We start from the raw sequence: 13,566 nt of genomic DNA, 5'->3' as shown, positions 1-13,566 counted from the left end.
CCGCGTGCCCGGCCCCGGGGGGGGGGGGGGGGGGACACCTCGCGTTGGCGAGCCGTGCTGGCGCTGGCGCTGGCGCTGGCGCTGGCGCTGGCGCTGGCGCTGGCTGGAGCCTCACACAAAAGCCGAGCGTCGATCTATTGACGACCCACCCGGAGCCCCCTTAGCGTCTTGGACGTCAGATATCCGACGTCTTATGCCCGGGTTCTCGTTCCTCACTCCCGTCCCCGGAAGGACATCCCCCGTGACTCCTGTCCGTGCACTACCGCGCCGAGTGACAGCAGTCCTGGCCGCCGTCCTCGGCGTGCTGGCGATCCTGCCCGCCACACCAGCCCACGCCGCCGCCCCCGCCGGTGTGAGCGCGACCGCCAGCTCCGACTGCACGACCGGTCGCCTCAACTTGCGGCTCACCAACGGCAGCACCACCGCGCAGACCTTCACCGTCACCTGGCCGGGCCGCACCAACTCCCCCTGGACCCGGACCGTCGCCGCCGGCAGCAGCAGCAGCGAGCTGTACTGGACCCTCCCGGCCGGCACGGCGTACACCCTGCGCACGACCACCCCGACCGGCCTGGACGACACCTCGGCCGGCATCTTCCACTGTGGCACCGGCATGTCAGCGGTCGCCAGCTACGACTGCACGGCCGGCCGGCTCCAGCTCGCGCTGGAGAACCGCACCACGACCGCCCGGGACTTCACAGTCACCTGGCCCGGCCGCACCGGGTCCCCCTGGACCCGCACCATCGCTGCCGGAGGCAACTACCTGCACTACTGGACCGTGGGCGCTGGCACCGCGTACACCCTGCGGGTCACCGCTCCCGGTTTCGACAACACCCTGCGGGGCACCGCCGGATGCGGCCTGGCCGCCGGCACCCCACAGATGAACGCCACGACGGTCATCAGCACACAGTCCGTCATTCGTAACCTCAACGGGCCCAACGGCCGCTACGACGGCACCTCCGCCTCGGTCCGCATCCCGGGCATGGCCGTCACCAACAACGGCACGGTCATCGCCGTCGCCGACGCCCGGATCAACGGCTCGTACGACCTGGGTGGCGGCACCAACAACATCCAGATCGCGATGACCCGCAGCACCGACGGCGGCCGCACCTTCGACCAGCCGCGGATCATCCACGCCCCCGCCACCACCAGTGAGGGAGCGGGTGACCCCAGCCTGCTGGTGGACCGCAGGACCGGCACCGTCTACTGCTTCTACACCTACTCCCCCAAGCCGGGCATCAGCTTCTGGTCCGGCTCGTCCGGCCTCAACACGGCCAACGACCCGAACAGCCTGCACCTGCAATACATCACCAGCCGGGACAACGGCGCCACCTGGAGCGCCCCGGTGGAGCTGAACCCGACGATCAAGGTCGCGACCTGGCAGCAAACGTTCTTCTCCTCCGGGCACGGCATCCAGACCAGCACCGGACGCCTGATTCAGCCCTTCGTCTACCGGGACGGGGCGGGTCTCACCCAGACCGCCAACATCTACAGCGACGACAGCGGCGCGACGTGGAAGCGCGGCGGCCCCGCCGGCGGGAACATCAACGAGAGCAAGGCAATCGAACGCGGCACCGGGGCGATCGTGCAGAACATGCGGCACAACAGCACCCGTAGCCGGTTCTACTCCACGTCCACCGACGGCGCTGTCACGTTCGGCGCGGCCACGGCCAGCCCTCTGCTGACCGATCCGCTGTGCAACGCCGACGAGATCTCCTACCTGCGACCGTCGGAGGTGGGCACGAACGGCGCCCCGGTGCGCACCCGCACCGCCCTGTTCAGCAACAACGCGGCACCGTCCGCGCGTAACGACCTCACCGTCCGACTCTCCACCGACGACGGCGCCAGCTGGCCGGCGCGGGCACTGGTCAAGCCGGGCGCGGCGGGCTACTCCACGATGGCCGTCCTGAACGACGGCACGATCGGCAACCTGTACGAGGTCGGCAACACCGGAGGCATCTTCTTCTCCCGCTTCACCCTCGACTGGGTCAAGGGCGCCTGACCGGCAACCCCTCCGCCCCCGGTGCTGGCGCCACGCCGGCACCGGGGGCGGTCCCGTTCGGCACTCAGGCGTCGAGGGTGCGGATCACCTCCCCGGTGGCCAGCCGGGGCAGACGGGTCGGCCCGGTGTGCGGTCCCGGGTGCCCGAGGTTGAGCAGGAGCAGCACCTCGTGCCGACCGTCGGGGAAGAACGTCCGCTGGACGCCCGCGACGTCGAAGCCCGCCATCGGGCCGGCGGCGAGACCTGCCGCGCGGACACCGACGATCAGGTAGCCGATCTGCAGGGTGGCGCTGAAACGGGCCTGCTCGACCCGCGCCGCCCGGTCCGTCAGCCAGTCCCGGGCCTGCGGGCGGTGGGGGTACAGCTCGGGCAGCCGCTCGTGGAAGTCCACGTCGGCGGTGAGGATCGCGGTCAGCGGGGCCCTGGCCGTCTTGGCCCGGTTGCCGCTGGACAGGTACGGCAGCAGCAGGGCCCGGGACTCCGGCGAGCGCAGCAGCAGCACCCGCAGCGGCTGACCGTTGTACGCCGTCGGCCCGTACCGGATCAGGTCGTGGATAGCCGCGACCTGGGCGTCGGTGACCGGCTCGTCGGTGAACGTGTTGGCCGTGCGGGCCGCCCGGAACAGCAGGTCCTGGGCGGCCCGGTCCAACGCGAGCAGGTCGGCCGTGGTGGCTGCGCTCACGCTGGCGCAGCCGTGGTGTAGCCGCCCCGGTGGTGGACCAGTGGCGGGCCGTCACCGCCGTCGCCGAGCGCCAGCGGCTCGGCGATCACCAGCGTGTGGTCGCCGGCCGGGACCCGGTGCACCACCCGGCAGAGCAGCCGGGCCAGCACCCCGTCGAGCAGCGGCACCCCGAACGGCCCGGACGTCCAGTCCGGGTACGCGGCGAACCGGTCGATGCCGCTGGTCGCGAAGACAGTGGCCGCCTCCCGCTGCCCGGCGCCCAGCAGGTGCACGGCGACGTGCTCGGCGCGGGCGAGCACCGGCCAACTCGACGACGCCACCCCGAGGCAGAACGAGACCAGCGGTGGGTCCAACGACACCGACGTGAACGAGGTCGCTGTGAAGCCCGCTCGGATGGGCGCGCCGATCCCACCCAGGCAGGCGGGGTCGGTGCCGCGGGCGACAGCGGTGACCACCGTGACGCTGCTGGCCTGCCGCCGCAGCAGAGCGCGGAACAGGTCCGGGTTCACCGGTCGCAGCTCGGCGATGTCCGCCGAGGGGCGCTCCACGGTGGTCATGCCGGCACCAGGGTCGACGCGGCGTACGCGCTGGCCGGTCGGGGCAGGCCGTAGTGCTCGCGCAGCGTCCGACCGGTGTACTCGGTGCGGAACAGCCCACGGGAGCGCAACACCGGCACCACGTGGTCGACGAAGTCGGCGAGCCCGCCGGGCAGGTGCGGCGGCATGATGTTGAACCCGTCGGCGGCGCCCTGGGTGAACCACAGCTCGATCTGGTCGGCGATCTGCTCCGGCGTGCCGGCGACGACCCGGTGACCCCGACCGCCGCCGAGTCGGCCGATCAGCTGGCGGATGGTGAGCTGTTCCCGGCGGGCCAGCTCGGTGACGAGTTGGTAGCGGCTCTGGTGGGCCTGCACGGTGCCGGCGGCCGGCAGCTCCGGCAGCGGCCCGTCCAGCGGCAGGCCGGTCAGGTCGATGCCGAGCATCCCGGAGAGCTGGGCGAGGGCGTAGTCGGGGACGATCAGCTCCTCCAGCTCGGCGGCGAGCGCCAGCGCCTCGGCCTCGGTGCCGCCGAGCACCGGCGCGATGCCGGGCAGGACCTTGACCAGGTCCGGGTCCCGACCGGCGGCGGTGACCTGTCGGCGCAGCTCGGCGTAGAAGCTCTGCCCGTCGGCGAGGGTCTGCTGCGCGGTGAAGACCGCCTCGGCGTAGCGGGCGGCGAAGGCGATGCCGTCCGGCGACGAGCCGGCCTGCACCAGCAGCGGTCGGCCCTGCGGCCCCCGGGGGATGTTCAGCGGGCCGCGGACCTGGAACTCCGGCCCGCGGTGCGCCACCTCGTGCACCCGGTCGGTGTCGGCGAACACCCCGGCGTCGGTGTCGAAGACCAGCGCGTCGTCCTCCCAGCTGTCCCAGAGCTTGATCGCCACGTCGACGAACTCGGCGGCCCGCCGGTAACGGTCGGCGTGTTCGGGGTGGCTGTCCCGGTTGAAGTTGACCGCCTCCCGCTCCTGGGCGGAGGTGACGATGTTCCAGCCGGCGCGACCGCCGCTGAGGTGGTCCAGCGAGGCGAACTTGCGGGCCACGTGGAACGGCTCGTTGTAGGTGGTGGAGACCGTCGCGATGAGACCGATGTGTTCGGTCACCGCGGCGAGCGACGCGAGCAGGGTCAGCGGTTCGAAGACGGCCTGGATGTTGTGTCGGGGGTTCGGCCCGACCGAGAGACCGTCGGCGAGGAAGAGCGAGTCGAGGGTGCCGCGTTCGGCGATCCGGGCCAGCTCCTGGAAGTGGCGTACGTCGGTGACCCGACGCGGGTCGGTGCGGGGGTGCCGCCAGGCGGCCTCGTGGTGGCCGACGCCCATCAGGAACGCGTTGAGGTGCAGGGTGCGGGTCATTGGTGTCCGTCCTATCCGGCAGAGACGTCGACGCGCCAGGTGGAGAAGCGACGTTCGAGGGCGACGAGGAGCTGGTTGACGACCAGGCCGATGGCGGAGATCGTGATGATCCCGGAGTACATGTCGGCGATCGCGAAGTTGTACTGCGCGTAGTTGATGAGGTAGCCGAGCCCGGCCTTCGCGCCGACCATCTCGGCCGCGACAAGCACCAGGATCGAGTACGCCCCGGCCAGTCGGACGCCGGTGAAGATGGTCGGCACCGCGGCCGGCAGGATCACCTTCTGGAACAGCCGCAGGTGGTTGAGCCCCATCGAGCGCGCCGACCGGATCAGCAGCGGATCGACGCCCTTCACCCCGGCGATGGTGTTCAGCAGGATCGGCCAGGAGCACGCGTACAGCACCAGGGCGATCTTGGAGGTCTCCCCCAGGCCGAGGATGAGCACGAACACCGGCAGCAGGGCCAGCGCGGCGGTGTTGCGGAACACCTCCAGCAGCGGACTGAGCAGCTCGGCGAGCGGCCGGTACCAGCCGATCAGCAGCCCGAGCGGGATGGCGGTGAGCACCGCCAGGCCGAGCCCGGCCAACGACCGGGTGAGGCTCGCACCCACGTGCTCGGCGAGCTGCCCGCTGCGCAGCAACTCCCACCAGGCCACCAGCACCTCCGACAGCGGCGGCAGGAAGACCCGGTCCACCAGCCCGAGCCGCGGTGCGCCCTCCCAGATCGCGGCCAGCGCGAGAATCGCGACGCTGCGGTGCAGCGCCTTTCCACCCACGCCGAGCAGCCGACCGGCAAGGCCACCCGCACCGGGTCCGGCGGCGGCCACCGCGTCCGGCACAGCCGTCGGGGCCGCCAGCCGGGTGGGACGTTCGGCGATGTCAACCAACACGGGCCTCCTCGGTGTGGGCCGCCGCCGGCGCCGCGCGCCGCGCGTCCGCTCCGGCGACGACGGGAGTACGAGCACCAACTGTTCCGGTGTGGGCGGTGCGGCTGCCGGTGGCGCTCTCGGCTGCCTGGGCGGCCCGCACCTCGTCACGCAGCAGGGTCCAGATCTGGTGGCGGTGGTGGCGGAACGCGTCGGTGGAGCGCACGTCCTCGACCGCGTCCCGGTCGCCGAGGTCGATGTCGATGACCTGTTTGAGCCGCCCGGGCCGGGACGTCAGCACCGCCACCCGCTGACCCAGGTAGACGGCCTCGTCGATGCCGTGGGTGATGAACACGATGGTCTTGCCGGTGCGGGCCCAGATGCGCACCAGTTCGTCCTGCAACGAGTCGCGGGTCTGCGCGTCCAGGGCGGCGAACGGCTCGTCCATCAGCAGCACGTCCGGGTCGTACGCGAGGCTGCGGGCGATGGCCACCCGCTGCTTCATCCCGCCGGACAGCTCGTGCGGGTAGCGGTCGGCGAAGCCGCGCAGGCCCACCAGGTCGAGGTGGTGCTCGATCAGGGCGGCGCGATCGGCGCGGGGCACCCCCTTGGCCTCCAGGCCGAACGCGACGTTGCCGGCGGCGGTGCGCCAGGGCAGCAGCGCGTACTGCTGGAAGACGATGCCCCGGTCCAGGCCGGGACCGGTGACGGGCCGACCGTCGACGAGCACCCGTCCCGCGGTCGGCTCGGTGAGCCCGCCGAGCAGGTCGAGCAACGTGGACTTGCCGCAGCCGCTGGGGCCGACGACGACCAGGAACTCGCCGGGGCGTACCCCGAGGGTGACCTCGTCCAGCGCGGTGACCGCGCCGGCGCCACCACGCCGGCTGGCGCGGACCGGGAAGGTCTTGCTCACGCGATCAAAGAGGATCTTGTCGATGCTCACGCGTTCCCCCCGTCCACGAAGGGGTTGAACCGGTTGGTGTAGATGTCGCCGGGCTTCGGACGGTCGCCCTTGAGCTCGCCCTCGGCGGCGAGCCAGTCGATCCAGGTGCCGAACTCCTGCTCGCCGATCACGCCGCCACGGCCGGCGACGCCACTGCTCTTCCAGTACGCGACCAGCGACGGGTTCTCGTTGCGGCCACGCTTGCCGATGATGTCCCGCATCCGGGCGACCACTGTCTCCCGGGGTTGGGTGCGGGCCCACTCGATGGCCTTGCCTACCCCGGTGACGAACGCCTTGACGGTCTCCGGGTTGCGCTTGATGAAGTCGTCGCGGAAGACGTAGGTGCCGCCGCTGAAGGCGCCGAGCAGCTCGTAGTCGGTGAAGATGGTGCGGATGCCGCCACCGGCGACCGCCTTGTCCCGGATCACCCCGCCGAGCACCGCGACGTCGATCTGCCGCTGCCGCAGCGACTGCTCGGTGTTGACAGGTGGCAGGGCGACCAGCTCGACCTGCTTGATCTCGGCGGGGGTGAGCCCGCCACGGGCGAGCCAGGTCTTGAGCACGGCCTCGGCGTGCGCGCCGAGGGTGTTCATGCCGACCTTCTTGCCGATCAGGTCACGGGGGCCGCGGACCGGGCTGTCGTCGAGCACGTAGTAGCCCTGGAAGGTTTGCGCGTCCGAGCCGTAGTAGCTGATTACGGCGGTGATCGGGGCGTTGGCGGCGGCGAGCTTGACGATGGCGCCGTTGAACGCGCCGCCGAAGTCGCTCTGCCCGGTGGCCGTGGCCTGGATGTCCTGCGGACCGCCTGTGACGTTGCCGATCCAATTGAGCTTGACGTCGCCGAGGTAGCCGAGGTCGGCGGCGAGTTCGGGGAGGGTGACCTGGCCGACCGAGCCCTGGTAGCGCAGCTCGCTGGCCTGGGCGCCGTCGGCTGCCGCGTCACCGCCGCAGCCGGCGGTGGCGGTGAGCACGACCAGCGCGGCAACGGCGGCGAGGGTACGCAGAATGGCACGACGGGGTGGGGACATGAGGAGTCTCCTGATCTGTCCACGATGGGAGCGGGGACGCCCGGATGAGGGCGTGCGGGCACGCTGCTCCGCGTTGAGCGGGCGGGCGGTGGGAGTGCGGCGCTGGAGCCGAGCCGGATGGACCGGTCAGCTCAACAGAGCGCGCTCGCGTGCCGGACCAGGTCGACGTGCACACGAGCGGTGAGGAGAAGCTCATCCCGCTGCGACATGACCCCATGCTGCCCGGGATCGGAACGAGCGGTCAACGGCCTTCCAGAAGATGAGACTTCTATCGCTGCCGATGTTACGAAGCACCCCGGCCAGCGTTTACCGTGCTGCAACACCTATCTGTTGGATAGAGATTGCGATGCCCGCTGGGCGACTGTCCAGGACGGACGGCGAGAGGGTTTCAAAAGTCGCCGGTTCGGGAATGTTCGATCTCGACACGGCAGGGAACGGTGACGAGGGGAGACCTCCGATGGGCCTCATGTTTCGCAAGCGCAAGAAGTACGGTCCGATCATCCTGAACTTCACCGAGAATGGCTTCTCCTCGTGGAGCATCAAGATCGGTCGCTGGTCCTGGAACTCCAAGGCCCGTGCGCACCGGGTCGACCTGCCGGGTCCGCTCTCCTGGAAGCAGGACAAGTCCCGGTCGTAATCATCCCGGGAGTCGAGCGGGGTGCCGGTGATTCACCGGCACCCCGCTCGGCGTCTGCGCACCCCACCCCAGTCCCGGGGTTAGGGGGTTGCTCTGAGGGTTTCGTCGCCGGCCAGGCGGCCCGTTTCGCGGTCGCGGCTCAGGACGCCGGCGTCGAGCAGGGTGGTGAGGGCGCGGTTGGCGTCGGCGGCACGGTAGACGGTCGCGGTGAGGGTGTGCCGGCGTAGCTCGGTGACCTGCTGTGGCCCGCCCGCCCGCAGCTCGGCCAGCAACTCGTGGGCCAGCGGTTCGAGGTCGGGGTCGTTAACCACGTCGACAGTCGTGCCGGTCGGGTCGAGTGGGTCGCGGAAGCGCAGGTCGAGCTGCGCGCCGACCGCCCAGAGCGCGTCGCGCACCGCCTCCAGACTCCGGTCGGAGCGGCTGCCGAACGCGACGACACCGGCAGCCTCGCCGTCGGGCAGCACCGGCGCCACCTCGGCGACCAGGGGAAAGCCGGCGGAGGCGAGCACGCCTCGGGCGCTGTCGCCGGTGTGCAGCAGCAGCTCACCGGTCCGGCCGTTGGCCGCGGCGGTGAGCACCTTCGGCGTCACCGCACCGGGCAGGTCCACGAAGGAGAACAGCGGCGCGCCGGCCGCCCCGGCGGCCTTCACCGCGACCGGCAGCCGGTAGGCGTCGCCGGGCAGCAGGTGCACGGTTACCTCGGCGGGCAGCTCCGCCTCGATCGGGCCGAGCCGGGTCGGCAGCTCCGGCGCGCCGTCGGCCAACACCAGCACCGTCACCTGCCGGCCGCGCACCTGGTCGCCGTGCCCGCCGACCAACCGGAGCGCGGCCTCGGCGGCTGCCGCGTCGACCCCGGCGAGCGCGACGGTGGCCCGCCGGGAGCGGTGCAGGGCTGCGGGCAGCCAGGTCGTCAACTGGCGAACCAGCAGCTCGCGGAGGAAATCAGTGGTCCGGTCGGTCGGCATCGGTCCGTTCTACCCTACGAGCGGTCAGACCGGGACGGAGATCCCCACCCCGCCCCGGGTCTGCCCGCCGTAACGCTGCCGCTCGGCGTTCAGGTCGAGCCGACCGATCTGCTTGCGGGCGGCCAGAGCGGTGTCGTCGAGCAGGTCGGCCGGGATCAGCCAGACCACCTCGAACTCCAGGCCGTCCGGGTCCTTGCCGTAGAGGCTCTTCGTCGTGCCGTGGTCGGAGGTGCCGGCCAGCGCGCCGGCTGCGGCGAGCCGCTCGGCGGTGGCGGCCAGCTCGTCGAGCGTGTCCACCTCCCAGGCGAGGTGGTAGAGGCCGACGGTGGACCGACCGGCGGTCGACCGACCGGCGCCCGCGCCGATCTCGAAGAGCCCGAGGTCGTGGTCGTTGGTGGAGTCGGGGGCCTGGAGGAAGGTGGCGCCCCGGAAGCCGTCCGGGGTCATCGCCACCGGGCGGAAGCCCAGCACGTCGCTGTAGAACGCGACGCTGCGGGCGAGGTCACTGACGTAGAGGACCGCGTGGTTGAGCCGGTGGATACCCATGACCCAAGACTAGCGCGGTTTAGTTGAACTTTCAACTACCGGGGGTATGATGGCGGTCATGACCCGCTGGTTGGACCCCGACGAGCAGAGCACCTGGCGCGCGTACCTCACCGCCTCCCGAGTGCTGATGGACACCCTCGACCGTGAGCTGCAACGCGACGCGGGCATGCCGCACGCGTACTACGAGATCCTGGTCCAGCTCTCCGAGGCCCCCGGTCGTCAACTGCGCATGAGCCAGTTGGCGCAGGCCGCGGGGTCGTCCCGCAGTCGGCTCTCGCACGCCGTGGCCCGACTCGAGGCCGCCGGCTGGGTGCGCCGCGAGGACTGCCCCACCGACCGGCGCGGGCAGATCGCGCTACTCACCGACGAGGGTTTCGCCACCCTCGCGGCCGCCGCACCCGGCCATGTCGAGGGGGTACGCCGACACCTGTTCGACGCGTTGAGCCCCGCCCAGGTCGATCAGCTCCGCCGGATCAGCGAGACCCTGGCCGAGCATATGACCGGATCCTGACCAATCGACACCGGCGCGGGTCTTGTACTTACCGTCGTCGAATGAGCACGATGGGGCGTGTCTTCCGGCTTCGGTGAACTGACTGATCAGGCGCACCACCTCGTGTCCTCCGGCGATCTTGCCGGCGCACAGCAACTGCTGTCCGACGCGCTCACCGACGCCGACCCCCGCCCGGCCAACGCCACGCCCGAGCTGGCCGAGGCGGCCAGCCTTCAGGCGCGGGTGCTGATCGCCCTCGGCGAGCCGCACTCGGCCCGGGGGTGGGCCGCCTTCGCGTACGCGGCCACCACCCGCCTGCACGGCCGCGCCGACCCGCGCACGGTGGCCGCGGCGGCGACTCTGGCCGCTGTGCTGCACCGGGTCGGCAGCCACTCCCGGGCAGCGCGGCTTTACCAGGAAGTCATCATCGAGCTGACCGCACAGGACGGCCCGGAGTCACTGCGGGTGCTCGCCGCGCACGCCGACCTGGCCACCGTCGAATACGCGCGGGGCCAGTGCGCTGTGGCCCGCGACCGCCTCCAGGACGCCTGGGAGCTGCACCGCGAGGTGTACGGCGACGGCCACCCCAGCGGCATCAAGATGCTGGCGCGGCTCGGGGCCATGCAGCGCGACTGCGGGCAGTTCGCCGAGGCACACGACAACCTGGCGCTCGCCCGCGAGCTGTGCCGGCAGCACCTGCACGCCGACGACCCGCTGGCCACCCAGGTGGCGGCCCTGGCCCGGGCGGCGGCCAATCCCGACCACGCCTGCGCCGACAACCCGCCCACAGCTCGGGACGCTCCGGTCGTGCCGGCCGCCCGCGTCCCACCGCACGACGACGGGCCAGCCGAATCCGGCTACCACCCGCAGGCAGCCGCGACCCACCACGCGGGGGCGGTGCCGAACCCCCGGCTGCCCTCCGACGAGGCGGTCGGATCGATGGGCAGCAGGTGGTCGCCCGAACCGGCGGACGACCCCTCACCCCACCCCACCGACCCTCCGGTGCCCCCGTCGGTGGTCGGGTTGGCCGGCGGCACGGAGGAGCAGCCCGGGGTGTACCGGCTGCACCGCACCGCCGACCCGTACGGGTCACACGACCCGAACCCGCCGTCCGACCAGCACCAACCGTCCGACCCGTACGCCCGGCCCGACCCGTACGCCCGGCCCGACCCGTACTCGCAGGTCGAGCCGTACACGCCGTCGCGGCTTCTGCCGGTGCCCGTGCACCGCGCGCCGCCGGAGCGGCGCAACCGGCTGGTACCGGTGCTGGTGGCCGGTGTGGTCGTGGTGCTCCTCGGCGCGGCAGCGGTGATCGCCGGGGTGGCCCGCGTCGACGGCGACGACGAACCGACCCCGCCGCCGGCCAGCGCCTCCCCCACCGCCAGCGCGCCGGCCAGCACCGTGCCCGCCCCGGGCGGCACGGCACCCACGTCGGCTGCCGCCGCGGCCCCGCCCGGCACCCCACCCAGCGCGGTGACCCTGCGCGACACCCGGGACAGCATCGCGCTGAACTGGACCTACCCGGCTGGCGGCGAGGGCCCGGTGGTCATCGCGGGCGGTCGCACCGGCCAGGCCCACAACATCTTCGCGACGCTGCCCGCCGGCACCACCAGCTTCGTCATCTACGCGCTCAACCGCACGAACGACTTCTGCTTCACCGTCGCGGTCGCCTGGTCCACCGACACCGTGGCCCGTTCCAAGCAGGTCTGCACCCGCCGCCGCTGACCCGCCAGCCGCTGACCCGCCAGCCTCTGCCCCGCAAGCCACGCCCCGCCCGCCACACCCGCCACACCCGCCACTGCCCTGCCCGCCACTGCCCCGCCGGCTATGCCCCGCAGACCTCACTCAGCGTGTTGGCTACCCGTTGGCGAACCCGCCGTGACACGAAGTCACACCCGACGCCCCGCCCACAACTCCGGCCCAGGCTTTGCTCTGCTTACCTATATGCACCACTTCGGATGAGCAGCTGAAACGTCGCGACTGCCGCTACAACACGCGTCGGCGATGATCACTTTGCGTAGCTGTCGCATCCGCGGGTGCAGAGCAAAGGGGCATCGGTGGGCGGTTGGGGGGAGGACGCCGTCACGGACCGTCTACCTGTGGCCGTCCTCGGCCGGCAACGCTGGCAGCAGCAGGCACACCCGTAGTCCTCGCTGCTCCGGCGCGTCGGTCAGGGTGATGCTGCCGCCCGCGCGTCGGACCAGCTCCCGGACGATGGCCAGCCCCAGGCCAGCGCCCCCGTCGTCGCGGGCCCGTCCGTCGTCCAGCCGGGTGAACCGGTCGAAGACCCGCTCCCGGTCCGCCACCGCGATCCCCGGGCCGTCGTCGGTCACCGTCACCAGGTGGTACGCCCCGACGCCGGGCCCGAGCCCCGCCCCCGCCGTCGACATCGCGCCGGTCAGCGACATCGCCTCGCCCAGCGACGTCGCCTCGGCCGCGAGCACGACGCTGCCGTGCGCGTGCCGTACCGCGTTGTCGACCAGGTTGGCCAGCACGCGACGCAACTCCTCGACGGTGCCGATCGTCCAGAGCGGGCCCGTCGGCGGCGTCACCCGCACCGGCGGCGACGGGTAGCGGGCGGCAACCTCGGTCAGCAACGCGCCCAGCTCCACCGGGCCGGTCCCCCGGGTCGGCGGAGTCTCGTCCAGGCGGGCCAGCAGCAGGAGATCGTCGACCAGGCGGCTCAACCGCTCGGTGTCGGCGAGCAGGTTGGCCGTCACCGCCGTCCAGTCCGTCCGGTCGGCGAGGTGCTGGGCCACCTCCAGCTCCGTCCGGATGTTGGTCAACGGGCTGCGCAGCTCGTGCGCGGCGTCGGAGACGAAGGCCCGCTGCCGGACGCGGGCGGACTCCAGCCGGCCCAGCATGCCGTTGAGGGTGACCGCCAGACGGTGGATCTCGTCGGCCGACGCCGGCACTGGCAGCCGGCCGGCGCCGGCCCTCCCGGTGATCTCCTCGGCACCTCGACGTAACGCCTCGACCGGCCGCAGGGTCGCCCCCACCACCCGCCACGCCACCCCGGCCAGCACGGCCACCAGCAGCGGGAACGCCACCAGCAGGATGGTCCGGACCACGTGGGTGCTGTGCCGCACATCGGCCATCGAGCGGGCGACCAGCACGGTGAGCGGGTCGGCCGCGGTGCCGGCGGGTACGGCGACCACCCGGACCGGGCCGACGAGCCCGACCCGCTCGGCCGGCACCTCAAGCCGCTGCCGACCGTCGCGGTCCAGCCGCTCCGGGCGGACCATCGGCACCAGACGGTCGGCGTCGATCGAGGCCGCTCGAATTCGTCCCTGCCCGTCGACGACCTGCACGCGGACCTGCCCGCCGGCCACCGGCAGCGGGTCGGGCAGCGCGTCCTCGGCGGCGAGCAGGGCGACCGCGTCGGCGGTGCGGAACGCCTCGGTGTCGACAGTGCGCTGGAGCACGAAGCCGAGCGCGCCGAGCAACACCACCCCGCCCACAGCCAGCCCGATGGTGAGACCGACCACACCGATCGCCATGAGTCGCCCGCGCAGCCCGAGGACC

Annotated in this window: 14 protein-coding genes; 4 read left to right on the top strand and 10 right to left on the bottom strand. The window is 72.2% G+C overall.

The genetic code is table 11. The features are described from left to right. The first annotated feature begins 271 nt into the window (after positions 1-271). The gene (locus tag ACFYPG_RS17595) at positions 272-1,999 is read left to right on the top strand and encodes an exo-alpha-sialidase (RefSeq protein WP_387352819.1); all 1,728 of its coding nucleotides are present in this window, start codon (positions 272-274) and stop codon (positions 1,997-1,999) included. Between the two features lie 64 nt (positions 2,000-2,063). On the opposite strand, the gene ACFYPG_RS17590 is transcribed toward ACFYPG_RS17595, so the two are convergent. The 7 genes from ACFYPG_RS17590 to ACFYPG_RS17560 form a co-directional block, all read right to left on the bottom strand. Then, on the bottom strand, positions 2,064-2,681 hold the full coding sequence (locus ACFYPG_RS17590) for a malonic semialdehyde reductase (protein ID WP_387352817.1): 618 nt from the start codon (positions 2,679-2,681) through the stop codon (positions 2,064-2,066). Continuing rightward, a complete protein-coding gene (locus tag ACFYPG_RS17585) occupies positions 2,678-3,238 on the bottom strand; it encodes a flavin reductase family protein (protein WP_355007011.1) in 561 nt (186 codons plus the stop codon). The genes ACFYPG_RS17590 and ACFYPG_RS17585 overlap by 4 nt, the downstream gene beginning before the upstream one ends. Beyond that, positions 3,235-4,569: an LLM class flavin-dependent oxidoreductase gene (locus tag ACFYPG_RS17580; protein WP_387352816.1), complete on the bottom strand. Its 1,335-nt coding sequence runs from the start codon at positions 4,567-4,569 to the stop codon at positions 3,235-3,237. The genes ACFYPG_RS17585 and ACFYPG_RS17580 overlap by 4 nt, the downstream gene beginning before the upstream one ends. Positions 4,570-4,580: 11 nt before the next feature. Next, positions 4,581-5,456, bottom strand: coding sequence for an ABC transporter permease (locus ACFYPG_RS17575; RefSeq protein ID WP_387352814.1), 876 nt, complete (start codon positions 5,454-5,456; stop codon positions 4,581-4,583). Then, entirely contained in the window at positions 5,446-6,345 is a 900-nt protein-coding gene (locus ACFYPG_RS17570; protein WP_387352812.1) for an ABC transporter ATP-binding protein, read from the bottom strand. Before ACFYPG_RS17570 ends, ACFYPG_RS17575 begins: the two co-directional genes overlap by 11 nt. A 26-nt stretch (positions 6,346-6,371) precedes the next feature. Continuing rightward, on the bottom strand, positions 6,372-7,403 hold the full coding sequence (locus ACFYPG_RS17565; protein ID WP_387352810.1) for an ABC transporter substrate-binding protein: 1,032 nt from the start codon (positions 7,401-7,403) through the stop codon (positions 6,372-6,374). A gap of 131 nt (positions 7,404-7,534) precedes the next feature. Then, positions 7,535-7,612 carry a putative leader peptide gene (locus ACFYPG_RS17560; RefSeq protein WP_349881247.1) on the bottom strand — a complete coding sequence of 26 codons (78 nt, stop codon included), beginning with the start codon at positions 7,610-7,612 and terminating at the stop codon, positions 7,535-7,537. 248 nt (positions 7,613-7,860) lie between these two features. On the opposite strand from ACFYPG_RS17560, the gene ACFYPG_RS17555 reads away from it, so the two are divergent. Next, positions 7,861-8,040, top strand: a complete 180-nt coding sequence (locus ACFYPG_RS17555) for a DUF4236 domain-containing protein (protein WP_030333600.1) — start codon at positions 7,861-7,863, stop codon at positions 8,038-8,040. An 80-nt stretch (positions 8,041-8,120) separates the two neighbouring features. On the opposite strand, the gene ACFYPG_RS17550 is transcribed toward ACFYPG_RS17555, so the two are convergent. After that, positions 8,121-9,005 carry a hypothetical protein gene (locus ACFYPG_RS17550; protein ID WP_387352808.1) on the bottom strand — a complete coding sequence of 295 codons (885 nt, stop codon included), beginning with the start codon at positions 9,003-9,005 and terminating at the stop codon, positions 8,121-8,123. 24 nt (positions 9,006-9,029) lie between these two features. After that, entirely contained in the window at positions 9,030-9,551 is a 522-nt protein-coding gene (locus ACFYPG_RS17545) for a VOC family protein (protein ID WP_357201482.1), read from the bottom strand. 49 nt (positions 9,552-9,600) lie between these two features. Here ACFYPG_RS17545 and ACFYPG_RS17540 point away from each other — a divergent pair, with 49 nt between their 5' ends. Together ACFYPG_RS17540 and ACFYPG_RS17535 are read left to right on the top strand one after the other, a co-directional pair. Further along, complete coding sequence (locus tag ACFYPG_RS17540; RefSeq protein WP_355007018.1) at positions 9,601-10,062, top strand: MarR family transcriptional regulator; 462 nt, start codon at positions 9,601-9,603, stop codon at positions 10,060-10,062. Positions 10,063-10,119: 57 nt separating this feature from the next. Beyond that, positions 10,120-11,766 carry a tetratricopeptide repeat protein gene (locus ACFYPG_RS17535; protein ID WP_387352806.1) on the top strand — a complete coding sequence of 549 codons (1,647 nt, stop codon included), beginning with the start codon at positions 10,120-10,122 and terminating at the stop codon, positions 11,764-11,766. A gap of 368 nt (positions 11,767-12,134) precedes the next feature. Here the strand turns inward: ACFYPG_RS17535 and ACFYPG_RS17530 are convergent, their stop codons facing one another. Continuing rightward, a complete protein-coding gene (locus ACFYPG_RS17530) occupies positions 12,135-13,541 on the bottom strand; it encodes a sensor histidine kinase (RefSeq protein ID WP_387353433.1) in 1,407 nt (468 codons plus the stop codon). Between the last annotated feature and the right edge of the window lie 25 nt (positions 13,542-13,566).

Source organism: Micromonospora sp. NPDC005553 (genome assembly GCF_042871765.1).
Lineage (GTDB): Bacteria > Actinomycetota > Actinomycetes > Mycobacteriales > Micromonosporaceae > Micromonospora.
Note: the sequence above shows the minus strand (reverse complement) of the source record. Positions and strands in the feature narration are given on the sequence as shown.